The 23,171-nt window shown below is 68.0% G+C and carries 23 protein-coding genes; 5 read left to right on the top strand and 18 right to left on the bottom strand.

The annotated features are described in order from the left end of the window. Positions 1–134 precede the first annotated feature (134 nt). A complete protein-coding gene (gene mgtE / locus D7V77_RS07470) occupies positions 135–1,463 on the top strand; it encodes a magnesium transporter (RefSeq protein WP_120575572.1) in 1,329 nt (442 codons plus the stop codon). A 21-nt stretch (positions 1,464–1,484) separates the two neighbouring features. Beyond that, positions 1,485–2,408 carry a hypothetical protein gene (locus tag D7V77_RS07465; RefSeq protein WP_120575571.1) on the top strand — a complete coding sequence of 308 codons (924 nt, stop codon included), beginning with the start codon at positions 1,485–1,487 and terminating at the stop codon, positions 2,406–2,408. Between the two features lie 72 nt (positions 2,409–2,480). On the opposite strand, the gene D7V77_RS07460 is transcribed toward D7V77_RS07465, so the two are convergent. From D7V77_RS07460 to D7V77_RS07450, 3 genes are all read right to left on the bottom strand, one after another. Further along, positions 2,481–3,230, bottom strand: coding sequence for an SDR family NAD(P)-dependent oxidoreductase (locus D7V77_RS07460; protein ID WP_120575570.1), 750 nt, complete (start codon positions 3,228–3,230; stop codon positions 2,481–2,483). A 112-nt stretch (positions 3,231–3,342) separates the two neighbouring features. Continuing rightward, positions 3,343–4,263, bottom strand: a complete 921-nt coding sequence (locus tag D7V77_RS07455) for a tetratricopeptide repeat protein (RefSeq protein WP_120575569.1) — start codon at positions 4,261–4,263, stop codon at positions 3,343–3,345. Then, the gene (locus D7V77_RS07450) at positions 4,263–4,490 is read right to left on the bottom strand and encodes a hypothetical protein (protein WP_169820314.1); all 228 of its coding nucleotides are present in this window, start codon (positions 4,488–4,490) and stop codon (positions 4,263–4,265) included. Before D7V77_RS07450 ends, D7V77_RS07455 begins: the two co-directional genes overlap by 1 nt. Positions 4,491–4,690: 200 nt before the next feature. On the opposite strand from D7V77_RS07450, the gene D7V77_RS07445 reads away from it, so the two are divergent. Continuing rightward, the gene (locus tag D7V77_RS07445; RefSeq protein WP_120575568.1) at positions 4,691–5,524 is read left to right on the top strand and encodes an SDR family NAD(P)-dependent oxidoreductase; all 834 of its coding nucleotides are present in this window, start codon (positions 4,691–4,693) and stop codon (positions 5,522–5,524) included. Positions 5,525–5,528: 4 nt separating this feature from the next. Here the strand turns inward: D7V77_RS07445 and D7V77_RS07440 are convergent, their stop codons facing one another. The 7 genes from D7V77_RS07440 to lspA (D7V77_RS07410) form a co-directional block, all read right to left on the bottom strand. Beyond that, positions 5,529–5,903 (bottom strand): hypothetical protein, encoded by a 375-nt coding sequence (locus D7V77_RS07440; protein WP_233596745.1) that lies wholly within the window; start codon positions 5,901–5,903, stop codon positions 5,529–5,531. 241 nt (positions 5,904–6,144) lie between these two features. After that, positions 6,145–6,486, bottom strand: coding sequence for a hypothetical protein (locus D7V77_RS07435; protein WP_126933262.1), 342 nt, complete (start codon positions 6,484–6,486; stop codon positions 6,145–6,147). A 22-nt stretch (positions 6,487–6,508) separates the two neighbouring features. Next, positions 6,509–7,024, bottom strand: a complete 516-nt coding sequence (locus tag D7V77_RS07430) for an HAD family hydrolase (RefSeq protein WP_120575565.1) — start codon at positions 7,022–7,024, stop codon at positions 6,509–6,511. A gap of 12 nt (positions 7,025–7,036) precedes the next feature. Next, positions 7,037–8,152: an MXAN_5187 C-terminal domain-containing protein gene (locus D7V77_RS07425; RefSeq protein WP_120575564.1), complete on the bottom strand. Its 1,116-nt coding sequence runs from the start codon at positions 8,150–8,152 to the stop codon at positions 7,037–7,039. Between the two features lie 39 nt (positions 8,153–8,191). Next, complete coding sequence (locus D7V77_RS07420; protein WP_120575563.1) at positions 8,192–9,493, bottom strand: prolipoprotein diacylglyceryl transferase; 1,302 nt, start codon at positions 9,491–9,493, stop codon at positions 8,192–8,194. Between the two features lie 83 nt (positions 9,494–9,576). After that, positions 9,577–10,194, bottom strand: a complete 618-nt coding sequence (gene lspA / locus D7V77_RS07415; protein WP_120575562.1) for a signal peptidase II — start codon at positions 10,192–10,194, stop codon at positions 9,577–9,579. A gap of 32 nt (positions 10,195–10,226) precedes the next feature. After that, positions 10,227–10,856, bottom strand: coding sequence for a signal peptidase II (gene lspA, locus D7V77_RS07410; RefSeq protein ID WP_120575561.1), 630 nt, complete (start codon positions 10,854–10,856; stop codon positions 10,227–10,229). A 141-nt stretch (positions 10,857–10,997) separates the two neighbouring features. Between lspA (D7V77_RS07410) and D7V77_RS07405 the strand changes: the two genes are divergently transcribed. Beyond that, entirely contained in the window at positions 10,998–11,357 is a 360-nt protein-coding gene (locus D7V77_RS07405; protein WP_233596744.1) for a hypothetical protein, read from the top strand. 64 nt (positions 11,358–11,421) lie between these two features. Here D7V77_RS07405 and D7V77_RS07400 read toward each other — a convergent pair whose 3' ends face one another. Continuing rightward, positions 11,422–12,663, bottom strand: coding sequence for an endonuclease/exonuclease/phosphatase family protein (locus tag D7V77_RS07400; RefSeq protein WP_120575559.1), 1,242 nt, complete (start codon positions 12,661–12,663; stop codon positions 11,422–11,424). A gap of 240 nt (positions 12,664–12,903) precedes the next feature. Between D7V77_RS07400 and D7V77_RS07395 the strand changes: the two genes are divergently transcribed. Further along, a complete protein-coding gene (locus D7V77_RS07395; protein WP_120575558.1) occupies positions 12,904–13,668 on the top strand; it encodes a Mut7-C RNAse domain-containing protein in 765 nt (254 codons plus the stop codon). A gap of 46 nt (positions 13,669–13,714) precedes the next feature. Here the strand turns inward: D7V77_RS07395 and D7V77_RS43205 are convergent, their stop codons facing one another. From D7V77_RS43205 to D7V77_RS07360, 7 genes are all read right to left on the bottom strand, one after another. Next, a complete protein-coding gene (locus D7V77_RS43205) occupies positions 13,715–16,027 on the bottom strand; it encodes an ImmA/IrrE family metallo-endopeptidase (protein WP_147452008.1) in 2,313 nt (770 codons plus the stop codon). A gap of 167 nt (positions 16,028–16,194) precedes the next feature. Continuing rightward, positions 16,195–19,089 carry an isoleucine--tRNA ligase gene (ileS, locus tag D7V77_RS07385; protein ID WP_120575556.1) on the bottom strand — a complete coding sequence of 965 codons (2,895 nt, stop codon included), beginning with the start codon at positions 19,087–19,089 and terminating at the stop codon, positions 16,195–16,197. A 53-nt stretch (positions 19,090–19,142) separates the two neighbouring features. Next, positions 19,143–19,439, bottom strand: a complete 297-nt coding sequence (locus D7V77_RS07380) for a hypothetical protein (RefSeq protein ID WP_120575555.1) — start codon at positions 19,437–19,439, stop codon at positions 19,143–19,145. A gap of 30 nt (positions 19,440–19,469) precedes the next feature. Continuing rightward, the gene (locus D7V77_RS07375) at positions 19,470–20,159 is read right to left on the bottom strand and encodes a hypothetical protein (RefSeq protein ID WP_120575554.1); all 690 of its coding nucleotides are present in this window, start codon (positions 20,157–20,159) and stop codon (positions 19,470–19,472) included. Between the two features lie 13 nt (positions 20,160–20,172). Beyond that, positions 20,173–20,502, bottom strand: coding sequence for a hypothetical protein (locus D7V77_RS07370; protein WP_120575553.1), 330 nt, complete (start codon positions 20,500–20,502; stop codon positions 20,173–20,175). Between the two features lies 1 nt (position 20,503). After that, positions 20,504–21,496 carry a pilus assembly protein gene (locus D7V77_RS07365; RefSeq protein WP_120575552.1) on the bottom strand — a complete coding sequence of 331 codons (993 nt, stop codon included), beginning with the start codon at positions 21,494–21,496 and terminating at the stop codon, positions 20,504–20,506. Next, a complete protein-coding gene (locus D7V77_RS07360) occupies positions 21,496–23,166 on the bottom strand; it encodes a pilus assembly protein TadG-related protein (protein ID WP_120575551.1) in 1,671 nt (556 codons plus the stop codon). Before D7V77_RS07360 ends, D7V77_RS07365 begins: the two co-directional genes overlap by 1 nt. Positions 23,167–23,171: the final 5 nt, after the last annotated feature.

Below are 23,171 nucleotides of genomic sequence, written 5' to 3'. Positions count from 1 at the left end.
GCAGGCAGGCGGACGCGATTTCCACACGATGTTTCGCGCCTTCCGCTCGCCGCGCCCCCTGCGGGGGTGTAGAGAGGCCCGCGCGCGATGCAGCGAGGCGCGCACCCTCCCCCTCTTCTTTCGAGGCCGTCGTCATGGTGGAGAGTCCCCAGAGCCAGAACGCGCTGTCCCCCGACGAGCTTCACGAGGCGTGGGCCGTGCTCTCCATGGACGAGCGCCTGGAGGGGTTCCGCCTGCTGCCCGCGGCGGTGGCGGACGACTTCTTCCTGGGCCTCACCGCGCGCGAGCAATCCGAGCTCATCCTCAGCCTCCCCCAGGGCGAGCGCCGCACCTGGGTCCGCCTGCTCCCCCCGGACGACCTGGCCGACCTGGTCCAGGCCGTGGAGCCGGAGCAGGTGGACGCCATCCTGTCGCAGCTGGACGACGCCAGCCGCCGCGAGGTGAACGTCCTGCTGGCTTACTCGGAGGACGACGCCGGCGGTCTCATGAACCCGCGCTTCGCCCGCGTGCGCCCGGACATGAGCATCGACGAGGCCATCGGGTATCTGCGCAAGCAGGCGCGCGAGAAGGTGGAGACCGTCTACTACGCGTACGTGCTGGACGCCGAGCAGCGGCTGCAGGGCGTGCTGTCCCTGCGCCAGCTCTTCCAGGCCGCGCCGGACAAGCGCGTGGCGGACGTGATGATCCGCGACGTCATCACCGTGGCGGAGAACACGGACCAGGAGGCGGTGAGCCGCACCTTCTCCGAACACAGCTTCATGGCCATGCCCGTGGTGGACGAGCAGCGGCGCATGAAGGGCATCGTCACGGTGGACGACATCGTGGACGTGGTCCAGGAAGAGGCCACGGAGGACATCCAGAAGGTCGGCGGTATGGAGGCCCTGGACGCGCCCTACTTCGACGTGGGCTTCCTGGCGATGCTCAAGAAGCGCGCCGGCTGGCTGATGGTGCTCTTCCTGGGGGAGATGCTCACCGCCACGGCCATGGGCTACTTCGAGCATGAGATTGCTCGCGCCGTCGTGCTGAGCCTCTTCATCCCGCTCATCATCAGCTCCGGCGGCAACTCCGGCAGCCAGGCCACCACGCTCATCATCCGGTCGCTGGCGCTGTCGGAGATGCGGCTGAAGGACTGGTGGCGCGTGGCCCGGCGCGAACTCAGCACGGGCCTGGCGCTGGGCGCGATCCTGGGAGTCGTGGGCTTCACCCGCGTGATGGTGTGGCAGGGCCTGTTCCACAGCTACGGCGAACACGCATTCCTCATCGGCATGACGGTGGGCGTGTCCCTGGTGGGCGTGGTCATCTTCGGCACACTGTCCGGTTCCATGCTGCCGTTCATCCTCCGGCGCGTGGGCTTCGACCCCGCGAGCGCGTCCGCGCCCTTCGTGGCCACGCTGGTGGACGTGTCCGGACTCGTCATCTACTTCACGGCCGCGAGCCTCTTCCTGAGCGGAACCCTGCTGTAGTCGGCGACGCTCCCGGGACCCATGATTCCCACCACCCGTCGGCGCACGCTCACCCTCGCGGCGCCCGAAGCCCCCGGCCGTCCCGCGCACGTCTCCGCCGCCAGTGGTCTGGTGCGCGCGGGGGACTGGCTCTACGTCGTCGCGGACGACGCGCTCCACCTCGCGGTGTTCCCCGCGGCCGGAGACGCGCCGGGCCACACCGTGCGCCTCTTTCCCGGAGAGCTTCCGGCAGGACACGCGGAGCGCAAGGCTGCGAAGCCGGACCTGGAGGCGCTGTGCAGGCTGGGTCCGTCCGCGTCCTTCGCGCACGGGGCGCTCCTGGCCCTGCCCTCGGGGTCCACGCCCGCGCGGCGCCGGGCGTCGGTGCTGCCCTTGAACGCGGACGGGACGCTCGCGGGCGAGCCGCGCACGGTGGACTGCACGTCGCTCTACGTGCAGTTGGAGCGCGAGCTGGTGGCGCTCAACGTGGAGGGCGCGGCGGTGGCGGGCAAGCGGCTGCGGCTGCTCAACCGGGGCAACGGCGAGGGCGGCGTGGACGCGCTGGTGGACCTGGACCTGGACCGCGTGCTGGCCAGCCTGGACGTGGGCGTGATGGGGCCGGAGGCCGTGCGCACCGTGCGGCGGTGGGAGCTGGGTGAAGCCAACGGCGTCCGGCTGTCCTTCACGGACGCGTCGCCGCTGCCGGACGGGCGCGTGGTGTTCACCGCCACGGCGGAGGCGTCTCGCGACCGCGTGGCGGATGGGCCGTTGAAAGGTTCGGCGGTGGGCGTGCTCGCGCCAGATGGCACGCCCGTGTACCTGGACGCGGTGGACGTGCCCGTGAAGCTGGAGGGCGTGGACGCGCGCGTGGAGGGTGGCCGCGTCCACGTGCTGCTGGTGGCGGACGCGGACGACCCGTCGGTGCCCGCGCCGCTCCTGGAAGCCGCGTTGCCCGTGCCGGGCTGAAGCGCCTGGCGCGCCGCCAGCGTCGCGGCGAGGCCTTGCGCCTCACGCCGGCATCGTGGCGCCTTCGCTTGTTCAGCCGCCGCGCTTCACCAGCAGCGGCCCGAAGGCCTGCGCCACCGGCATCATGGAGACGACGTTGATGTTCACGTGCGCGGGGCGAGTGGCCACCCAGTACGCCGTGTCCGCGACGTCCTCGGGCGTGAGCGGCTGGGTCTTGTCGTAGAGCGCGGCGGCCTTCGCCTCGTCGCCGCGGAAGCGCACGTGGGAGAACTCCGTGCCGCCCAACAGCCCCGGCTGGATGTCCGTGACGCGCACCGCGGTGCCGTGCAGGTCCGCGCGCAGGTTGAGCGTGAACTGATGCACGAACGCCTTCGTCGCGCCGTACACGTTGCCGCCGGGGTACGGGAACTCGCCCGCGATGGAGCCGATGTTGATGACGTGCCCCCGGTCGCGCGCCACCATGCCCGCGAGCGCCTCACGCGTGCAGTACAGGAGGCCCTTCACGTTGGTGTCCACCACCACGTCCCAGTCCTCCAGCCGCGCCGCCTGCGCGGGCTCCAGCCCCAGCGCGAGCCCCGCGTTGTTCACCAGCACGTCCACCTGCGCGAAGTCCGCCGGCAGCGAGGCGAACGCCGCCTTCACCGCCGCCTTGTCCGTCACGTCCAGCGTCACCGGCAGCAGCCGTTCGCCCAGCTCCGCCTTGAGCGCGTCCAGCCGGTCGCTCCGCCGTCCGGCGGCGATGACCCGCGCGCCCTCCTTCACGAAGCGGCGCGCGATGGCCTGCCCGATGCCCGCCGTGGCCCCTGTCACCAGCACGATCATGTGAATGCCTCCCACGCGAGAAGGGCCGCTTGCGCCCCGTCAGGGCATGGCCCGGCCGTTACATGGCACGCGGGAGGAACGGGCGCACGCGAATGCGCCCGACGGAACAACGTCAGTCGCCGCGGTCGCGGGCGGCCTCTTCGGCGCTGCCGCCCATGGCTTCCACGGAGGTGCGCGCCTGCTTGCTGCGGTCGAACGCCACCTCCTTCTTGCCAATCCCCTCCACCGTGAGGTTGGCCAGGCGGCGGCGTGCCCGGGTGATGGCGTCCTGCACCAGCGACGGGTCGGGGTGCGTCTTCAAGCACTCCACCCAGGTCTCGATGGCCTTCTCGTTGTCGCCCGCGTCCGCGCGCAGTTTGCCCATCTCGAAGAGGGCGTGCGGCGCCAGCTCCGAGTCCGGGAAGCGCGTGCGCAGGTCCGCGTACGTCTTCAGCGCTTCCTGGCGCTTGCCGTCCACCATGGCCAGGGCCTGCGCCTGGAGGAAGAGCGCGTCGTCCACGTAGGGGCTGGTGGCGAAGCGGTCCGGCAGCTTCTTCGCCTCCAGCTCGCACTGCGGATAGTCCTGGAGCTCGAAGTACGTCTTGGCCACCTGGTACTGCAGCTCCGCGCCCTGCGGCGGGTTGCGGTGCAGCGCGGCGGTGAGCTGATCAATGGAGCCGCGCAGGTCGCGGTAGTGCACCCGCAGCAGCTCCGCCAGGATGATGCGCGCCTCCAGCGACTCCGGCGCCTCCGGGCACTGCTGGATGAGCTGGCGGTAGACGCTCACCGCCTCCTTCACCTTGCGCTGCTCCAGCCAGTACACGTCCGCCGCGCCCTTGAGCGCCCGGGCGCGCATCACCAGCGCCTCCGGGGTCTCGTCGCGCAGCAGCATCTCGTAGGCCTTGCGGTACTCCACCAGCGCTTCGTCCGGACGCTTCTCGAAGATGGCGTCGCGGGCGCGCTGCATGTGGTCCACCGGCTTGTCGCGGCAACCCGTGACGGCGAGCGCCCCTACCGCCAGGACACATGCCCACCGCGACAGCGCGCGCGTCATCAGCAGGACTCCGGGATGACGCGCACGCAGCGCGTCTCGTCGCAGCGCACGCACTCGCGCTCCGAGGAGACGTCCGTCACGCACACGGAGACGCGCGACGTCCTGGGGCAGTCCTCCGACGTCACACAACGGTAGAGGCCCCCGTCGGTCCGGGTGATGTCCACCGCCGTCGAGCCGCAGTTCTCCAGGTCGTTGCATCCCAGGAGCGCCGCCGCCGCGACTGCCATTGCTGCCACCAAGGCGCGTTGCACGGCTGTGGGTTCTAGCCAACTTCCGACCCCGGGTCACGAACCGTGCGCCCGCCTGCCCGCCCGGAAGCAGGAGTTCCCCGGGAAAGCGAGCACCCATGCATGGCCAGCGTTTCGCCCGCCGTGCTAGCCCTGTCGCGTCATGCCATTCTCCCTCTCGCCCCAGGAGTCCGAAAACCATGAGCCTTCCCTCTCGTCCTCGCGCGGTGGTGACGGGCGCCGGCAGCGGTCTGGGCCGTGCGCTGTGTGAAGCGCTGGCGGCCCGTCAGGCGCGGGTCATGGTGTCGGACATGAACGCGGCCAGCGCGGAGGAGACCGCCCGCCGCGTCACGGAGCTGGGCGGCGAGGCGCGCGTGCACCCGTGTGACGTGACGGACCCGGACGCGGTGGAGGCGCTGGCGCGCGCCACGGACGAAGCGTTCGGCGGCGTGGACCTGGTGGTGAACAACGCGGGCGTCGCCACCGGAGGCGCGGTGGGCACACTGCCCCTGGCGGAATGGAAGCGCGTGCTGGACGTGAATTTGTGGGGCGTCATCCACGGCTGCCACGCGTTCGTGCCCCGCCTGAAGAAGCAGGGCTCCGGGCACGTGCTCAACATCGCGTCCGCGGCGGGGCTCGTGTACGCGCCGAACCTGGCGGCGTACAACACGTCCAAGGCGGCCGTCGTCGCGCTGTCGGAGACGCTCTACGCGGAGCTGCAGCCGCTGGGGCTGGGCGTCACGGTGGCGTGCCCCACGTTCTTCCGCACGAACATCGCCGCCGCGGCCGCGCCCTACTCCGACCCGGAGACGCGCCGCATGAGCGTGAAGCTGGTGGACCAGTCCAAGATTGGCGCGGAGTGGGTCGCCGAGCGGCTGCTCAAGGCGGTGGACCAGGGCGCGCCGCACGCGCTGCCCATGGCGGATGCGCGCTGGTTCTGGCGGCTGCGGCGGCTGGCGCCCGGGCTGTTCCTCCGGGGCGTCATCGCGGTGGAGAAGCGCCTCCGCGAGCGCACCGCGCGCATCCCCGGCTAGAACCTCAGTTGCTGCGCTGCTGCGTGGGCCCCTTGCCGGACGTGAGCACGGTGGCGTCCACGGACGCCATCGAGTTGCGCTGCTTCACCATCCGCGCCTTCTGGTTCTGCTTGCCCTCGTGCTTGAGGATGGCGGCCATGTGGGCGTCGGCCACCTTGCACTGGATGGCGCTCACCTCCTGGTGACGCCGCCCCAGCTCGTTCCACATGGCGAGCCGTCCCTGGCTGCCCAGGAGCCGGTCCTCGACCGCGTCCAGGGCCTGGTCCATCTGCTTGCCCTCGGCCTCCAGGGCCGCGAGCCGCGCTTCGGAATCCTCGGGGGACTGCCCGCATCCGGTGGCCACGGCGACCCCTACGGCCACCGCCAGTCCGAGCCACATCCGCCGCATCCCCACATCGCCTCCCAGGTGTCTCGGGCCGTCCACCGGCCTTCAGGCAGCGCAAGGTAGGAACGGGCCCTGGGAGCGACAACCCGAACGCCAGCCGGGGAGGTAGGCGTTTCCAGGAGCGAACGTTTGGGCCTCTTTCCTGTCCCACCGGTTTGACGGTGAGGCAGAAGGCCCGTGAATTTCGCGCGCCGCACACGCCCCGGGCCTGTCCCAGGTCGGGAGGGTCATGCCCTCACTGCGTGGACGCCGTCACCCCGCCGTCCGTAACGGGCGGATCCCAGAACCTGAGCTCGAAGGTGTACGGGTGGTCCTCCGCGTACCATCCGAACCGTTCTCCCTCTTCGGGTCCGTACTGCGTCGACTCGATGTCGCGGATGCCCTGCGCCAGACGCGCGTTGCTGACGGTCGGGTCCCACGTGATGGCGCGGCACTGCTCCGCCCGGCCCTTCTTCGTGATGATGCACTTCACGGTGGCACGCCCGATGGGCGGCGAGTCGGGCTCCTTCGGCCCCATGACGCTCGCGCAACCCGTCAGCCCCAGGATTCCCACCCCCAACAACATCCCCCACTTCATGCGGTGCTTCCCCTTCTTCACATCACGGCGCGACGCGCGTCCGATGCCTCAGGATGAACTCACACACCTCGCGCGCGGCGCCGAAGCCCGCGGCGCGCTGGGCCACGTAGTGCACCTGGGCGCGCACCTCGTCCGGCGCTTCCGGCACGGTGGCGGAGAAGCCCACCGCATTGAGCAGCGGCAGGTCCACCACTTCGTCACCCATGTAGCCGCAGTGCTCGGCGGACACGTTGAGGAGGGTGAGCAGCTTCTCGAAATGCGCCACCTTGTCCTGACTGCCGAAGTGCACGTGGCGCAAGCCCAGCGACTGCATGCGCATCTGCGCGGAGAGGCTGTCGCCGCCGGAGATGGCGGCCACCTCGATGCCCACCTCCTGCAGGCGCTTGATGCCCATGCCGTCGCGCACGCTGTACATCTGCGTCCAGCCGGAGTTGGGCACCCAGAAGATGCGGCCGTCGGTGAGCGTGCCGTCGATGTCGAAGATCATCACCGACAGGCGCGCCACCCGCGCCTTGAGCGACTCCAGGTCCTGGTTCATCCGTGCCTTTCGCTACTTGGGCACGGCCTTGAGCGAGGCCTTGCCGTCCTTGATGACGACCTTGAACTCCACGGCCTTCGCGTTGTGCTGCTTGAGCAACTCCGGAACCTGCTTGCGCAGCGTGGCCGCCACGGACTCGTAGGACAGCTTGGACGTGTCCTCCTGGCAGCGGCGCTTCGCGGTGACGTACGCGTCGTACACCGCGCGCAGCTTGTCGTCGGACATGCCGCCACCGGGACCGGCCGCCGCGGGACGGGGCGCGGCGGCAGCCACCGGACGCGCGGGCTGCTGCGGGGCCGCCGCTGGAGCCCTGGTGGCCATGCCCGGAGGCACCGCCGGACGCCCCGCCGCCGGAGTCCCACCCGGGGCCACCGCCGGCGTCACCGGGGGCAGCTTCGACGTCCCCACCGCCGGGGTCCCCTTCTGCGGCGTGCCCGCCACGGGTGAGATGGACGGCAGCCCGCTCACGGGCGCGACCGCCGGGGTCCCCTGCTTCGGAGGCACCAGCCCCGCGGGCGTGCCCCGGGGCGCGCCGGCCGGCTGCGCCGCGACAGGGGCCACCGACGGACTGCCGCGGAAGGGCGTACCGCCCGCGGACTGCTGCTCCGCCAGGTACTCCGAGGAGAGCTTCGGCTCGTTGATGGGGCGGCGGCCGGTGAGCTCCTCAATCTCCTCGAAGTCCATGTCGTCGATTTCTTCGGGGATCTCCACCACGCCCTTCGGGCGGTCGCCAGCGGCACCGGCCTGCTTCGGCCCGGCGCGGCGGCGGGCCTTGGCCAGGTCGCGGCGGTAGGTGCCGGCTTCAATCTCCTGGATGGTGCGCACCCACAGCCGCTCGTAGGTGAGGAACTTGTTGTGGAGGCTCTGCACGCGGAACTTCACCGACGTGCTGCGGATGAAGGCCCCCTTGAGCTTCAGCATCCGCTTCTTCAGGTCTTCATGCGCGCGGATGGGCGCCTGGCGCTCCATGCCCAGGAAGTACTGCTCGTAGCTGTGGCGCAGCTCCGCGATGGCCGCCTCCAGCTCTTCACATTGCTGAAGGGCGGCTTCGCTGGAGGAACTGGCGTCCAGTTGCGCGGGCCGGACCCCACCTTTGGCGGCGGACCGTGCGTTGTCGGGCGGCGGCATGTTCCCGGAGTGTCCCCAACCCGGGCGCGGCTCGCAACCTCAGGCCGCCGACGGTGTAGGCCCCAGGCCAGCGGCCTCACCCGCCGGTCGGTGGCGCAGCATCAGCCGCACACCGAAGGTGAACATGCCCAGGGAGATGAACTGGCTGGTGGACAGGTTGTACCAGGCCTCCAGGGGCACCGCCCCGGCCAGCCCCTGGGCGCCCAGCGACTCCAGCAGACCGTGCAGGGTGCCGCGCTCCACGTCGCCCCGGAACAGCTCCACCGTGGTGCGCAGGACGGCGTAGGCCATCAGCCACAGGGCGAAGATGTGCCCATGGAAGCGGCGGATGCGGCGCGCGTACAGGAGCGCCACGAAGAGCACCAGCTGCCCCACGGACTCGAAGAGCTGCGTGGGGTACACCGGCAGCGTGGTGCCGTGCTGGGCCACCCAGTCGGAGATGCGCACCGCGCCCGGCGCCCACTCGTGGAGCACCTGTCCGGTGGCCTCCACCACGTAGCGGGGATCCGAGGCCTGTGAGCCATACGCCAGGCTGGACGCACGCCCCAACTGGCCAAACAGGTCCTGGGCCAGCCCGGAGCCCGGAAAGGTGACCCCCGTGTGCGAGTGGCTCCCGGCCATGTCGCCCCAGCAGCACCCGGCGGAGAAGCACCCCAGGCGCCCCAGGCACTGCCCCAGCGACACGGTGGGGATGCACACGTCCGCCAGCCGCAGGAAGTTCAGGTTGTTCTTGCGAGCGAAGAGGAACGCCGCCAGCCCCGCGCCAATCAGGCCGCCGTAGAACACCAGCCCGCCGCCCAGGGAGAAGACCTGCGTCCAGTCGCGCGCATACTCCTTCCAGTTGATGAGCACGAACAGCACGCGGCTGCCCACGAGCCCGCCCACCAGCACCCAGAACGCCATGTCGAGCACCTGCTCGCGCTTCTGGGGCCCCTCCGTGTCCACCCAGCCCCGGCCGTCCACGAAGCTCACCCGGCGCCACTCGTCCTGCGCCAGCCGGCCCGCCACCGACACCGCGGTGACGAAGCCCGCGGCCAGGAGCACGCCGTAGGTGTGCAGCGGGATGCCCTCGCCCCTTCCCCCGGGGAACGCGTCCGCGGGCAGCGCGTACATCAGGCCGAAGTAAGCGAGGAAGCCGCCCACCACCGCGAACCCCACCGCGCGCAGGAGCTTGTCCTGGAGCGACGCGGGGCCCTCCTTGCCCGTCTTCGCGTCCACCGGCCCCAGCGTGCCGCGCCAGCCGTTGACGGCGACGGAGGCCACCACTCCCACCGCGGCGGCGTACAGCAACAGCTGCATCCACAGCGTGGTGAAGGACAGGCGGAACAGGACGGGGAGCATGGGGACCTCTTGCCCGGGAGGCCCGGACGAACGGCGGGGACAACCGGGACGGGCGGGAGGGACATTCCCGGCCCGCCGTCACGTCACTGCGCGGCCTTCGCGGAAGCGGAGGCCTCCGGCTTCTCCTTGCGCACGAAGGCATCCACCACGAGCATGCCCACGCCGATGCAGATGGCCATGTCCGCGACGTTGAACGACGGCCAGGCGGCCTTGTCGTACCAATGGGCCTCCAGGAAATCGATGACGAAGGCCCGCGACAGGCGGTCGATGTAGTTGCCCAGCGCGCCGCCCAGCACCAGCGGCAGGCCCCACAGCGCCCACACCTCCGCGGGGTCCTTGCCGGACAGCTTCCGGAAGTAGAAGACGATGAGCAGCACCGCGCCCAGGCTCACCAGGTGGAAGAGCGGGCCGCGCACGTTCGGGGCCAGGTTCCTGAACATGCCCCACGCCGCGCCCGGGTTCTCCGCGTAGCGCAGGCGGAAGAAGTTCTCCGCCACCTCCACGTGCGTTTTCGGCTGGAAGTGCAGGCCTCGGAAGCCCGGCGCTTCCGCGGGCGAATAGAACTCGCCCAGCCGTTCCGACAGGGTGGTGGCCCCGTCGAAGCGGGTCGTGAGATCGCGCACGACCAGGTACTTCGTCCACTGGTCCAGCACGATGACGCCCAACGTGAGGGCGAGGAGGATGACGTATTTGCGCGGCACGGAGAGGGCTTATACCAGCCCACCCCCGCGCGTCACGGCTGCGGGCTGCTGCCCTGGGGCAGCGGCTGAGCGGCGGCTGCCTCCGGCCGGCGCACCGAGTCCAGCAGCATCAGCGCCACGCCCACGCAGATGGCCGCGTCCGCCACGTTGAACGTGGGCCAGCGCATGCCCGGCTGGTTGCGCCAGTGCCAGTCGATGAAGTCGATGACGTAGCCCCGGATGAGCCGGTCCACGAAGTTGCCCAGCGCGCCGCCGGTGATGAGCGCCAGCGCCACGCGCACCAGCTTCTGCGACGGCTCCGTCTTCCGGTACAGCGTCAGGATGAACCCCAGCGCCACCAGGCTCACCACGTGGAAGAACGCCTTGCGCGCCGTCTCCGGAAGGTTGGAGAACATGCCCCACGCCGCGCCCGGGTTCTCCACGTAGCGGAAGTGCCAGTAGTCCTCGATGAAGCGGTACGGCCGGGTGTTCTTGCGGAACACGCCCTCCACCGGAGGGTCGTTGTCCAGGTTCTGCTCGCTCAGGAAGCCGGACACGCGCGCCATGCCGCTGCGGCCATCCAGCGCTTCCGTCAGCCGGGACACGGCCAGGTACTTGGTCACCTGATCCGCCGCCAGCACGGCGAGGACCACCACGAGGAGAAGACGGAAGGAGGCTTTCATGGGGTACCCGAACCTCTATCGCGCCCCCGGGAGCCCTGACAACCCGGACCCGGGCCGCACGCCGCCGGCCCGCCTGCCCTCTCCCTCCCGGAGTCCGCCCGTTTCGGGCATGGTGCGCCCATGGCGCCTGTTGAGCCCGACGTGAAACCTTCCACTCCCGACATTGCCCCACCCGGAACCACCGCACCGCCGGCGGCGAAGCCGACGTTGATGGCGCGCTTCAAGGCGTTGCTCCTGGAGTACGGCCCGGTGGCCTTCGCCCTGTACTGGCTGAGTTTCTTCCTATCGCTGGCGGGCTTCTGGGCGGCCATCCGCGCCGGCTTCCAGCCGGAGGGCACGGGGGCGCAGGCGGGTGCGTGGGGCGCGGCGTACGTGGCCACGCAGGTCATCAAGCCGCTGCGCCTGGGCGCGGTGTTCGTGCTGACGCCGCTGGTGGCGCGCATCCCGCCGGTGGCGCGCTTCCTGGAGCGCAACCGGCACAAGTGGAGCAACCTGCTCTGAAACGGCGCGGGCCGGGCACCGGGGAGCTCCCGATGACCGGCCCGAGTTGCCTGCGGGGTGCCCGTTAGAAGTTGGGCGTGCGGAACGTCTTGATGACGCCCATGTGCTGCATGCTGGATGCGCCGCTGTCGGAGTTCAGCGCCGGGTAGATGTCCGAGATGGGCGTGTACACGCGGCTGTCGAGCACCAGTCCGTTGTTGAAGGTGCTGGTCCCGACGACGGTGGGCACTTGGTACTGGCGCAGGTCGGAGTCCACGATGACATGGTCGTAGGGCTTGCTGCGGCCGGCGTTGGTGCCCTCCTTGCCGTTCTTGTCCGCGGGGTGCGGGCCCGCGATGTCGACCACCTGCTTGAAGGTGGTGAGGCACGCCTCGGAGCGGGAGTCGGTGTTGAAGTCACCGCCAATGGCCAGGTAGTCGCCCTCGGGGATGTTCGCCTTGATGTAGCCCACGAGCTGGGTGGCTTCCGCGTTGCGGTTGCTGGAGCTGGTGGTGAGCAGGTGGACGCTGATGGCCCACAGGTCGCGAGGCCCGGGGATGTCGATGCGGGCCCAGGCGAAGTCGCGGTTGGAGACCTTGGCATCCTTCCACTCGCCCGACTCGATGATGGGGTAGCGGCTGATGATGCCGTTGGGGATCTGCGCGCCGGTCTCGCGGTAGTAGTAGAAGCCCGCGCCGATCATATCGACCATGGAGCGCATGTCCGAGGCGGAGTCCGACTTGTAGTTGAACTCCTGGATCATCACGACGTCGGGCTTCACGCCCTGCATCAGCCGGATGCCGTGGCCCGGGTCGTAGTCCTGGCCGTTGCCGCTGGAGAGATTGGCGGCCATCAGGCGGATCTGCGTGTAGCCACCGTCGGTATCCGTCTCGCCAATCGGGCCCGCGTCCGCGGAGCCACCGTCGGTCGTGGTGCCCGCGTCCGTCGTGGTGCCCGCGTCCTCGGTGGTGCCTGCGTCGGTCGTGGTGCCAGCATCGACCGTCGTGCCCGCGTCGACCGTGGTGCCCGCGTCCTCGGTGGTGCCCGCGTCCTCGGTGGTGCCCGCGTCCACCTCGACCTCGGTGCCGGCATCATTGGTGCCTGAATCCACATCGGATCCGGCGTCCTCGGTGGTGCCCGCATCGTCCGTGGACTGACCCGCGTCGGATCCGGCATCGACGGTGGTGCCCGCGTCGGTGCGGGTCCCGGCATCGACGGAGGTCCCCGAGTCCGGAGGCGCGGTGGGCTCTTCACCCTCGCCGCAAGCGAGGGCCAAGAAGCCCATCGCCAGGAGGGGGCGGAGATACGGGGGGAGCTTCATTGCCATGCAGGGCCTGGATCCTTGCTTCCGAGGGTGTCGAGGGGGTGACCCATCGGCTTCGGCGCGCCGACTGGCGCGTGAGTATAGAAGTTTGCAAGAAGGCTGTCCTCTGACCGCCCGTGAGGATTGCGTCACTGCCTTTCAAGAATCCGAGATTTTCGTCGCTCCGCAGCTGGGGAAGGCGGGGATTCAAAGAAAGGCATCACGGGCATTGGCTACGACGCAGCAGGACGTGAGGAGTCCAGGATGTCATCACGGCAGCTCACGGTGCGGATCCACGGCGCACTGAACGACTTCGTCGCACCGGAGCGCCGGGGGCAGGCGTTCACGCACGTGCTGCAGGGAAGCCCGTCCGTGAAGGACCTCATCGAGTCGCTGGGTCCACCGCACCCGGAGGTGGACGTGGTGTTGGTGGATGGAGCGCCGGTGGACTTCGCGCACCGCGCGGAGGAGGGCACGAGCCTCGACGTGTATCCGGCGTCGGATCCATCAGCGCCGCAAGTGGCGAGGGAAGCGCGAGTGGGGCCGCCCCTGCCAGAGATGCCGCGCTTCATCCTGGACGTGGGGTTGGGGAGGCTGTCGGGCTTCCTGCGGATGCTGGGCTTCGACACGCTCTGGCGCAACGACTACGCGGACGACCAACTGGCGCGCCTGTCCCACGACGAATCGCGAGTACTCCTCACGAGGGACCTGGGCGTGCTGAAGCGCTCGGAGGTGGTGCACGGCTACTTCCCGCGAGCGACCGACCCCGCGCACCAGTTGGTGGAGGTGGTGCGGAGGTACGGCCTGACTTCGCGCATGCGGCCCTTCTCCCGCTGCATCGCGTGCAACGCGCCGCTGTCCACCGCGACCCCGGAAGAAGTGCAGGGCCGCGTCCCGGAAGGCGTGGCCCAACGCCACAGCCACTTCCAGCAGTGCCCCGGCTGCCAGCGCGTCTTCTGGCCCGGCACGCACCACCAACGCATGCAGAACCTGGTGGAGACGCTGCGCAAGCTGGAACAGTCCGCCTGAGGCACATCCAGAAAGACCGTTCCAGCCCAGGGGCCACAATCAGGGACTACAGCGTAGTCCGGATCAATGTGCAGGTCGGCGCGGCAGGAGGGCTATCATGCACATGATTATCATTGACACAGACTCTCTTAGCACATGCTCCCCTACCTTGCGCAGCATCGCCATACCTGGAGGACGCACCTCCCGCATTAATCCCAGTTCCAGTGCGCGACAGACAAACTGACGTTCCTTCGGGTTCTGTCACAAACCAACGCTCATGCCGATGTCCGAACTCGTGCGGTATGAACACTTGCGGAGGGGTTCGCATAATGCATCCGACATCTCCACTGAAGCGCCCCCCTACTCCGCTCTCCTCGCAACGGCCGCCAATCATCAACTTGCTCAAATTCCCAGCAAGTGAACTATTGCCCCTGGCGAAAAGCGTCTCATAATATATTTCAATTGTACCTGGCACCAACTCCGGAGCTTTGATGGGAAGCTCTTCCGCTCTTCCTCCCGCAATATCATCCCAGTTGGCCAGAAAAGCCGCTCCTTCACCGTGATGATGAAGATTTACAGTATGCCCCAATTCATGGGCAATGGTGGAGACAACCGTTCCGTCGCGGGCATTGCTCGCAATCGCGACCCGGTCGATGGCTTTGGGAGTTCCAGGCCCACCAACTGCCCTGGAGGTCCCATTCTCCTCCCACTCGTTCCTCATCCGCACAAAATACTTATCGCCACCATGAACCCCACCCTGGTAGTTGCCATTGATGACCCGAATATTCGGGAGATAGTCCACGCCTCCAAGAAGGTGAACCTTCAGGTTCGTCGCATCCGCAAACCTCTGAATCCCAGCACTGGATTCAGAGGTTTTGATCTGATCATCAAGAAAATAATCCGGCTCAGACGGCTTTGTTCGGACGTGCGCGCCTCGGATGACGAACCCCCGGTACTCTTCAAAGAGCGTCAGAGCATCCCCTAGATGCGCATTCTGCATGGAAGCAGGTAGATCGTCACTATCGTCATCGTCTGCTTTGAGCGAACTGTTCTCATCCGACTTCCATGAGTCGGCGATATACGAGGCGGCCGAACGCTTGGGAAGAAGAAGAGACCCTTCCACAGGGGGACTAGAACTCCCTGGAGGAACGGAAGGGTCTTTGATCCGCGAGTAGACCATGCGGTCATTCTCCGTGATACCCACGGCCATGATTTGCCCATAGCCACCAAAGTCAAACGAAGACACTTCCGCCGTTGCTTCTGTGAACGAGCCAACCGGCGTTTCGACCTTAGTAGGATCTACGGAGATGAGTCCATACGCTGCATTACGATCCTGCTCGAAAATCAGATCCGCGTCGTCGCCATTCACCATCACAAGATCCTGCAGCGTCCTGTTCATAGCGATGCCCGGGAGGCTCGAAGAATCGAGAAGGAACGTGACCTGTTTCATCGCGACGGCGGGCAACGACGGGTCCTTGGGCTCAGCCTTCGCCTTGACCACCAGGGTGGAGCCCGGCTCGATCTGCGTAGACCTGGTCAGGGACACTCCTCCAGGAGAGATGGTCGCCTTCGGCAGCCAAGTCTCGTAGCCGTCAGCGCTCAGGACGAGGTCGACGTCGGGATCCTCGGGCATCAGGTCCCACTCGAAGTCCCACTCCACAGGCATGATTCCATAGGGCAACGGAGAGGGAACGCTCTGGACGATCGCACCATCCACCGTGATGAAGTGCTTCGTGTGATGCAGGCGAAGGGGCGCATCCACCGCGGGGACAGGGAAAACAAACTCATTCGCGAAGCTCATCGTGTTGTACGAGTGCCACCCGACGTTCGACGGAGTCGTGACGTCTCCCTGGGTGCCAGTTCCCCAACACGCAGAACCGTTGAATGGAGCAGGCTGGAACGCATAACTGCTGTCCGTGGGGAACTGCATGAACGAAAAGTTCCCCGGCGTTGCCCTGAAGCACTTCGCGACATGCTTCAGGACCGATGTCCCCTGGAAGGTGGAGTCATCCACGACATCAAAGCTGGAAAACCCAGGCTTGATGTCGACCAGCGCGAACATGGACGCCGGTATCATGGTCACCACGACGGGCGAGACGAAGCTGTAACTGGTTTTCCACTGGCGGTTGGCAGTCGACGGCGTCGTCCAACTCCCACTGCTCCAACTCCGGACCTTGAGATAGCCAACCCAAGTGGGCTGGGCAGTCACCCTGCTCACAGGCGTTTCGACTGCCTGTTGGACTTTCGCCGTGTCTATCGTCCCCAACTCGCTATCAGGCGAAGAAGCAGCCTGACAAGCCGACAGAGCCAGCAGTCCCAAGGAAAGAATTGAATATGTCTGGATTTTTAACATCAGCGCGCACAACTCCTTGAACGACAAGAGATAGCCCCCTCAGCAGCAGCCGAAGTACTTCGACGTCTGGACTATCCCATTGCCTGACAGAAGTCAGCGCTGAATGGATGGCATGCAAATATAGTTGCCTGCCCCATCGCTCACATCAGAGCCCGCCGGCAACGCGAGATTCCTCTTGCAATCCACGCTTGGCTTCAGCCCAACGCCTCACGGCATTTGAGGCACACGTCCCCGCCCTGCCCCACCGCTTCAGAGTAGACCCAGCAGCGGGGGCACTTGGTACCCAGCGCAGGAAGCACCTCCGCGGACAGGGACGCGCCATCACCGAAGGCCTGTGAAACGTCCAGCGCCTTCGCGGCCTCGGACGGAGTCTCTGTCAGCTCTACCTGGCTCACGATGAACAGCCCGGGCAGTTCCGTGAGGTGCGCCTCCAGCAGCTCCCGCACCGCACCCGTGGCGCTCAGCACCACGCGGGCTTCCAGCGACGCGCCGATGCGCTTGTCCCGCCGCGCCACTTCCAGCACGCCCTGCACCGCGCTGCGCACCGCGAAGAGCTTCGCGTAGCGTGCCTCCAGCTCCGGCGGCATCGTGGCCTGCACATCCGAGAAGCCCGCCAGGAACACGCTCTTCGTGCGCTCGCCCGGCAGGTGCTGCCACGCCTCTTCCGCCGTGAAGCTCATCACCGGCGCCAGCAGCGGCAACAGCACCGTGAGCACCTCATGCAGCACGATCTGCGCGCCCCGCCGCGCGGGCCCATCCTGCTTCGCCGTATAGAGCCGGTCCTTCAGGATGTCGAAGTACACGGCCGACAAGTCATTGGCGCAGAAGTCCACCACCGTCGCGTAGACGAGGTGGAACTCGTAGTCCTCGTACGCCTGCCGCACCCGTGCGGCCACCTGTGCCAGCCGTCCGCGTGCCCACTGGTCCAGGGGCAACAGCGCGTCCCCCGCCACCGCATCCTTCGCCGGGTCGAAGTCGTGCAGGTTGCCCAGCGCGTACCGCAATGTGTTTCGGATCTTCCGGTAGCCCTCCGACAGGCCCTTGAGGATGGCGTCCGACAGGCGCACGTCGTTGCGATAGTCGCTCGCCGCCACCCACAGCCGGAGAACCTCCGCGCCGTACTGCTGGATGACCTTGTCCGGGGCCACCGTGTTGCCCCGGCTCTTGGACATCTTCTCGCCCTGGCCATCCACCACGAAGCCATGCGTCAAGCACGCCTTGTAGGGCGCCACGTCGCGAGTGCCCACCGACACCAGCAGCGAGGAATGGAACCAGCCCCGGTGCTGATCACTCCCCTCCAGGAACAGGTCCGCCGGCACACGCTGCCGCTTCGCCAGCACCGCGGACGCCATGCACGCCGAGTCGAACCACACATCCAGGATGTCCGTCTCGCGGTGGAACTCGCCCTTGCCGCAGCGCGGGCACGTGAAGTCCTGCCCGAGGAAATCCTTCACCGGCGTGCGGTACCACACGCCCGCGCCCTCCTTCTCCACCGCCGCCGCCACCCGCTCCATCACTTCCGAGGACACCACCGCGTCGTCGCACCCGTCGCAGTACGCGATGGGAATCGGCACGCCCCAGCTGCGCTGCCGGCTGATGCACCAGTCCGGGCGGCCCTCCAGCATGCCTCGGATGCGTGACTGTCCCCACGACGGCACCCACTGAACCTGCTCCACCTGTTCCAGCACCACCTGCCGGAATGTCTGCGTGCCGTGGAACGGCGCATCCATCGGGATGAACCATTGGTAGGTCGCCGCCTGGATGACCGGCTGGTGGCAGCGCCAGCAGTGCGGATAGCTGTGCGTGACGGTGTCCGACCTGTCATTGAGCAGCGCGCCCCGCTGCATTAGCAGGTCCAGCACCACCGGGTTCGCTTCGAACACGCGCCGGCCCGCGAGCCCCTCGCCCACCGTGTCGTCGTAGCGGCCGTCCGCGCGCACCGGGTTGTAGATGTCCAGGCCGTACTTGAGGCCGACCTCGTAGTCCTCCTGGCCATGTCCCGGCGCCGTGTGGACCAGCCCCGTGCCCGCGTCCAACGTGACGTGCTCGCCCAGCACCACGCGCCCCTGACGCTCCAGGAACGGATGCTGATACGTCACGTGCTCCAGGTCCTCGCCCGTCGCGTACGCGAGGATGCGTGAAGGGTCCACCAGCGCCGGCGATGACACCTCGCCCGTGGGCAGCTGCACGTGCTTCACGGCGAGCTCGTCCGACTTCACCTCCGCCAGCACCTTCGCCAGCAGGTCCTTCGCCACGCAGAGGACGCGGTCCTCCAGCCGGTAGAAGACGTATTCGAACTCGGCATTCACCGCGATGGCCAGGTTGGCCGGCAGCGTCCACGGCGTCGTGGTCCAGATGACGAAGGACACACGCTGACCCTTCAGCTGCGGCAGCTTGTCCACCAGCGCGGGCCCGGCGTCGAAGGCCACGTACGCGGATGGCGAGGTGTGCTCCGCGTATTCCACCTCCGCCTCCGCGAGCGCGGTCTGGTCCTGGAGACACCACGCCACGGGCTTCTTGCGCCGGTACAGCATGCCCCGGCGAGCGAACGCGGCCAGCTCGCGGACCTCCTGCGCCTCGTAGCTGAAGTCGAGCGTCCGGTAGGGCGCGTCCCACGTCCCGAAGACACCCAGCCGCTGGAACTCCGCGCGCTGGATGTCCACGAACTCCAGCGCGTACTCGCGGCAGCGCTCCAGCAGCGCGTCGCGCGACAGCGTGCGCTTGTCCAGCTTCTGTTCCTTGAGGCGCTTCTCCACCGCCTGCTCGATGGGCAGACCGTGGGTGTCCCAGCCGGGGATGAAGTCACACGGGCGTCCGGTGAGGTTCCGGAACTTCACCACGATGTCCTTCAGCACCTTGTTGAGCGCATGCCCGGCGTGCAGGTGGCCGTTGGCGTACGGCGGCCCGTCCGCCAGCACAAAGGGCTCACGGCCCGCGTTCTTCGCGAGCAACTGTGTCCACACGTCCTGCTCCCGCCACCAGGCGAGCAGGCGCGGTTCGAGCTGGCCCAGGTTCCCCTTCATGGGGAACTCCGTGCGCGGCAGGTGGACGGTGGCGTCGAGGTCCTTGCGGGAGGGGGCGTCGCTCATGGCTTGAGCGCCCGTAACACCCTCCCGCCGGTCCTTCAATCACACCCGCGGACTCACTCGTCGTGGTGGTCGTCGCCGTGTTCGTGCGTGTGCGGCTGGGGCGTGTTCTTGCCCTTGCCCTTGGGACACTTCTTGGCGCACTTCGCCTTCGCGGCCTGGAACGCCTTGGTGCACTTGTCCGTGCAGTTCCTGTCCTTGGCGGAGCACTTCTTCACACAGGCCTGCATCGTGGGGCCGGCGTTGATGGAGCACTTCTCGTCGCACGTCTGCGCGAGCGCCTGGGGCGCCACCAGCACCGCGCCCAACGCCATCAGTCCCAGCCAGCCCCGCACCGCGATACGCGTCATCATGTCGCTCTCGTCTTCCCTTGCCCGATGGCGTCACTCGCCCGGGCGAATGTCATCGTCCGCCGCCACGGCCCGGCGCACCAGCCGCACCGCCACCGGACCTTCCTTGGTGACGCCCAGGGTGAGCGAGACCTCCTCCGTGGAGGACTTGAACACGCGGGGTTGGATCTCCTTGAACCCCGCCTTGGTGAGCACCTCGCGGTAGAAGGCCTCCACGTCCGCGGTCGTCTTGCCCGGCACCGAATAGCTCACCGTGTGCGAGCCCTCCGTCTGCGCCGTCAGCACCCCGGAGCCGCCGGGGAAGACGGGCAGCCCGGCCGGCTGCGGGGCCTTCGCCGCGCCCAGGTTCGCCTGCCCCAGGAACACCGTGGTGGTGCCGTCCGGGTTCACCTGGAGGATGGCCGTGTAGGAGATGAAGTTGCGCGTGTCGAGGGCCGTCACCATCGGCTCGCGCAGGAGCTGCGGCTGCTTGTACGCCTCCTGCACCGCGAAGCCCCAGGACTGGAAGCGGTCCACCACGCTCTGCAGGATGACCTGCGCCTTCTCCTTGCTGCGCACCGCGAGCAGCTTCACCGGCACGCCGTTGGCGTCCACCTGCCCCGGCACGTCCACGACGCTGACGGTCTTCGGGATGTCCCAGGTGAAGTTGGCCCGCTGTGCCCACGTGGGGGCGGCCCCCGCCAGCGCCAGCAACAGGCTCCAGCGCCAAATCAAACGCTTCATCCCCGGTTCCTTCCTACTGCCGGTGCGACCGCGCGGCCTTGACGGACTTGCCCGACTTCGGACCCGTGTCGCCCTCCGGCTTGGGGCAGCGGGACTTGCACTGGTTGAACTGGGCCTGGAACTTCTGCGCGCAGCGTGCGGAGCAGGTACGGCTGCTATCCTTCGCCGCCCCCGGACTGCTCGGCGCCGGGCAGGCGGTGATGCAGGCGTTGAGCGTGTCCCCGTTCTTCGTCGCACAGTCCGTGTTGCACGAGTTGCTGTCCGCGCGCGCCGGAGACGCCGTCAGGCACACGCCCAGCACCAACGCCAGCACTCCACCCGACAGCAGGCTTCGCATCTTCATCTCAGCAGTCCTTTCCAAGGAAACAGCCGTTACGGTCCAGATAGCCCAGACCGTAATGGGGCGTGGTGATGCCAATCAGCGCGCCAGGCGACGTGTTCCACAGGTTGCCCAGGGGCGTCGGCGTGAGCCAGGCCTGCATGAATTGGCTCTCCTCACCCGCCGCGCTCATCCAGAAGGTGTTCTCCCGCTGCATCAGTACCAGGGGCGGCAGCGGATTCATGAAGAGGGCATCCATGGCCAGGAAGCTGGCGTAGGTCGGGATGGGCAGCGTGGTGGGCTCGTAGACGCCCTTCGTGGCCGCGTAGAACGGCCCGTTGCTGCACGGCAGCGCCATGTCCTGGATAAACAAGCAGGTGGAGGACTCCATCTCATTGGACAGGCCCCAGTCGTCCACGAGCATGGAGAAGCTGCCCCGGCAGGTACCGCCCACCGCGCGGCCAATGCCACACACCTGGATGTTGGCGTTGGCCGCTTCCTGGTGCTGCTCGTTGTACAGGCCCGTCTCCGAGGACTGATCCAGGAACCGGGTGGGAATGTTCCAGGAGCTCAGGTTCGCCTGGGACGTGCACGCCGTGCCGCCCTCGTCGCGGTACATCAACCGGGTCAGCACGGGGCCATCCCAGTCCAGGCCCCCGTTCCGGCTGCAGTTCACACGCAGGCCCGAACCCTGCGTGAACACCTGCGTGATGGTGTCACCGTGGTTGACGGACGACAGGCCGTTGAAGTCCGCGTACCGCGCCTGCGCGTCCTCACCCGCCTGCCGCATGGAGTCATGCGCCGAGCCGTAGTCCAGCGGGATGTCGTGCATCTCCCCGTGCGTGCCGTTCCACAGCGCTGACACGGCGGCCTCCTGCACCTTCAGCGACAGGAAGCCCACCTCCGCGAAGTGGATGCCGAACACCAGGATGGTGATGAACAGCGTGACGCCGAGGGCCGCCTCGACGATGGACTGGCCCCGCGCCTGCCGGCGGTGACGACGAAGCTGGCGGTGCATCACTGGAACCCCCTGAAGCCCACGCGCCGCAGTTCCTGGATGGTGGCGGCGGAGGAAGGAGAGCTGGAACCCAACGCGTCGATGGCGTCCTGCAGGCCCGACTCGTCCGTGTCCACCGGCACCAGCGTGGCGCGCCAGTACGGGTTGAGCAGGTTGGGCGGCTCACTCCAGTGGGAGACGCCCAGGCTGCGGCCACGGTGGTAGTACGCGATGCCCGTGGACAACGCCGTCTGGACGCCCAGCGGCGTGACGCCGTCCGCCATGGTGACGCTGGTGTTGTCGAACTTGCCCGCGTTCGGGTTCGGATTGGCCGCCTTGAAGCGGAAGCGGAACGCCAGGTTCCACGGGTCCTGATCCATCGCGGACATGGTGCTGCGGTCGCGCTGGATGACCGCGAAGTTCTTCGGCTGCCCGAAGTTGTTGTCCGCGCCGTTGGGCCACAGCTCCGTCAGGTTGTAGTCCAGGAACGGCGGCCAGATGCCCGGGCAGCTGGACGGGCCGCCCAGACACGGCGCCAGCATGTGCCGCGCGAAGGGCGCGGGGTCCGTGCCGCCAAACCACATATGCGTGGGCGTGGGCATGACGCCACCGGAGGCCGCGAACAGGGCAAGGGTCGGGACCGTACCGCCCACCATCACCGGGCACGGCGGTCCACCGCCATGCGCGATGTGGTTGTAGATGAAGGCCACGACGCCCTCGTCTTCGGCCGTGACGGCGGGAGCGTAGGGGGGGAAGAGGCCGTACTGGAGGATCGGCTTGCCGAAGTGGGACGTGCCCGCGGCGAACGGGAGCGTGACGATGTCCGGCGGCATGATGACGTAGGCCAGGTTCGCCTCGTGCGCGATGTACTGGTGGAGCATGCGCGACGTGACGAAGGTGAAGCCGCGGCTGCCCATGGCCGCATCCACGCTGTGGGCCACCGTCAGCGGCAGCGGATCACAGACCGCGCCCCCGCCCACACACACCGCGTTGTCCGACAGCTCATTCTTGGAGACGTTGCCCGCGGATGGCGCCCGCCACCCCGCGTCGTGAGGATTCCTCCCCGCCATCAGGTCTCCCAGGATGTCGTTGGCGAAGCCCTGGTCGTCCACCTTGTTCTTGAGGCTCCTGAAGTCCTCATACGAAGAGGCGTACAGCGCGCCCGCCGCCAACTGGTGCAGGCGCATCTGCAGGCCCACCATGGGGTCCAGGGCCTGGAACACGGCCTCCACGCGCAGGTCCTCTATCTGCAGCTTCCCCATCAGCAGGTTCAGGTCGCCTACCCCGCGCAAGCCGCACTGACACATGCGGGCGCAGAAGCCGTTGGACCAGGCGCAGGGGCAGCCCGCGGTGGCGAACGCCTGGTAGACGGGCACCCACGCCGCGTAACCGAACTTCGCCGCGTTCAGCTCGCCGCGGTAGAGGCTCGCCCAGTTCAAGAGGCTGGCCGCGCCCGCGTTCGCCACCATGTGGGCGATCTCCGCGCGGTTGCTGACGGCGATGGTGTTGAACGTGCGCGCCGTGGCCACCGCGTTGGAGTACGCGGCCGCGTCCGCCACCGTCTGCACCTCGATGCGCTCACGCACCTTCATGGTGAACGACAGCGTGAGGGCCACCATCAGCAACAGCAGCAGCATGCTGAGGACGAACAGCACCAGGGTCTGACCGCGCTGGGGGGAGGAGCGCTTCATCGTTT

The sequence above is a fragment of the Corallococcus sp. CA041A genome (assembly GCF_003612075.1).
In the GTDB taxonomy this organism is placed as follows: domain Bacteria; phylum Myxococcota; class Myxococcia; order Myxococcales; family Myxococcaceae; genus Corallococcus; species Corallococcus exiguus.
This window is presented reverse-complemented; position numbering and strand designations above follow the sequence as displayed.

Coding starts and splice junctions, on each gene's coding strand:
- D7V77_RS07370 (WP_120575553.1), bottom strand. CDS start 20,502: ATGAAGATGCGAAGCCTGCTGTCGGGTGGAGTGCTGGCGTTGGTGCTG.
- D7V77_RS07455 (WP_120575569.1), bottom strand. CDS start 4,263: ATGACGCGCGCGCTGTCGCGGTGGGCATGTGTCCTGGCGGTAGGGGCG.
- lspA (WP_120575561.1), bottom strand. CDS start 10,856: ATGAAAGCCTCCTTCCGTCTTCTCCTCGTGGTGGTCCTCGCCGTGCTG.
- mgtE (WP_120575572.1), top strand. CDS start 135: ATGGTGGAGAGTCCCCAGAGCCAGAACGCGCTGTCCCCCGACGAGCTT.
- D7V77_RS07380 (WP_120575555.1), bottom strand. CDS start 19,439: ATGATGACGCGTATCGCGGTGCGGGGCTGGCTGGGACTGATGGCGTTG.
- D7V77_RS07360 (WP_120575551.1), bottom strand. CDS start 23,166: ATGAAGCGCTCCTCCCCCCAGCGCGGTCAGACCCTGGTGCTGTTCGTC.
- D7V77_RS07430 (WP_120575565.1), bottom strand. CDS start 7,024: ATGAACCAGGACCTGGAGTCGCTCAAGGCGCGGGTGGCGCGCCTGTCG.
- D7V77_RS07420 (WP_120575563.1), bottom strand. CDS start 9,493: ATGCTCCCCGTCCTGTTCCGCCTGTCCTTCACCACGCTGTGGATGCAG.
- ileS (WP_120575556.1), bottom strand. CDS start 19,089: ATGAGCGACGCCCCCTCCCGCAAGGACCTCGACGCCACCGTCCACCTG.
- D7V77_RS07435 (WP_126933262.1), bottom strand. CDS start 6,486: ATGAAGTGGGGGATGTTGTTGGGGGTGGGAATCCTGGGGCTGACGGGT.
- D7V77_RS07440 (WP_233596745.1), bottom strand. CDS start 5,903: ATGTGGCTCGGACTGGCGGTGGCCGTAGGGGTCGCCGTGGCCACCGGA.
- D7V77_RS07400 (WP_120575559.1), bottom strand. CDS start 12,663: ATGGCAATGAAGCTCCCCCCGTATCTCCGCCCCCTCCTGGCGATGGGC.
- D7V77_RS07465 (WP_120575571.1), top strand. CDS start 1,485: ATGATTCCCACCACCCGTCGGCGCACGCTCACCCTCGCGGCGCCCGAA.
- D7V77_RS07425 (WP_120575564.1), bottom strand. CDS start 8,152: ATGCCGCCGCCCGACAACGCACGGTCCGCCGCCAAAGGTGGGGTCCGG.
- D7V77_RS07395 (WP_120575558.1), top strand. CDS start 12,904: ATGTCATCACGGCAGCTCACGGTGCGGATCCACGGCGCACTGAACGAC.
- D7V77_RS07445 (WP_120575568.1), top strand. CDS start 4,691: ATGAGCCTTCCCTCTCGTCCTCGCGCGGTGGTGACGGGCGCCGGCAGC.
- D7V77_RS07450 (WP_169820314.1), bottom strand. CDS start 4,490: ATGGCAGTCGCGGCGGCGGCGCTCCTGGGATGCAACGACCTGGAGAAC.
- D7V77_RS07460 (WP_120575570.1), bottom strand. CDS start 3,230: ATGATCGTGCTGGTGACAGGGGCCACGGCGGGCATCGGGCAGGCCATC.
- D7V77_RS07365 (WP_120575552.1), bottom strand. CDS start 21,496: ATGCACCGCCAGCTTCGTCGTCACCGCCGGCAGGCGCGGGGCCAGTCC.
- D7V77_RS07375 (WP_120575554.1), bottom strand. CDS start 20,159: ATGAAGCGTTTGATTTGGCGCTGGAGCCTGTTGCTGGCGCTGGCGGGG.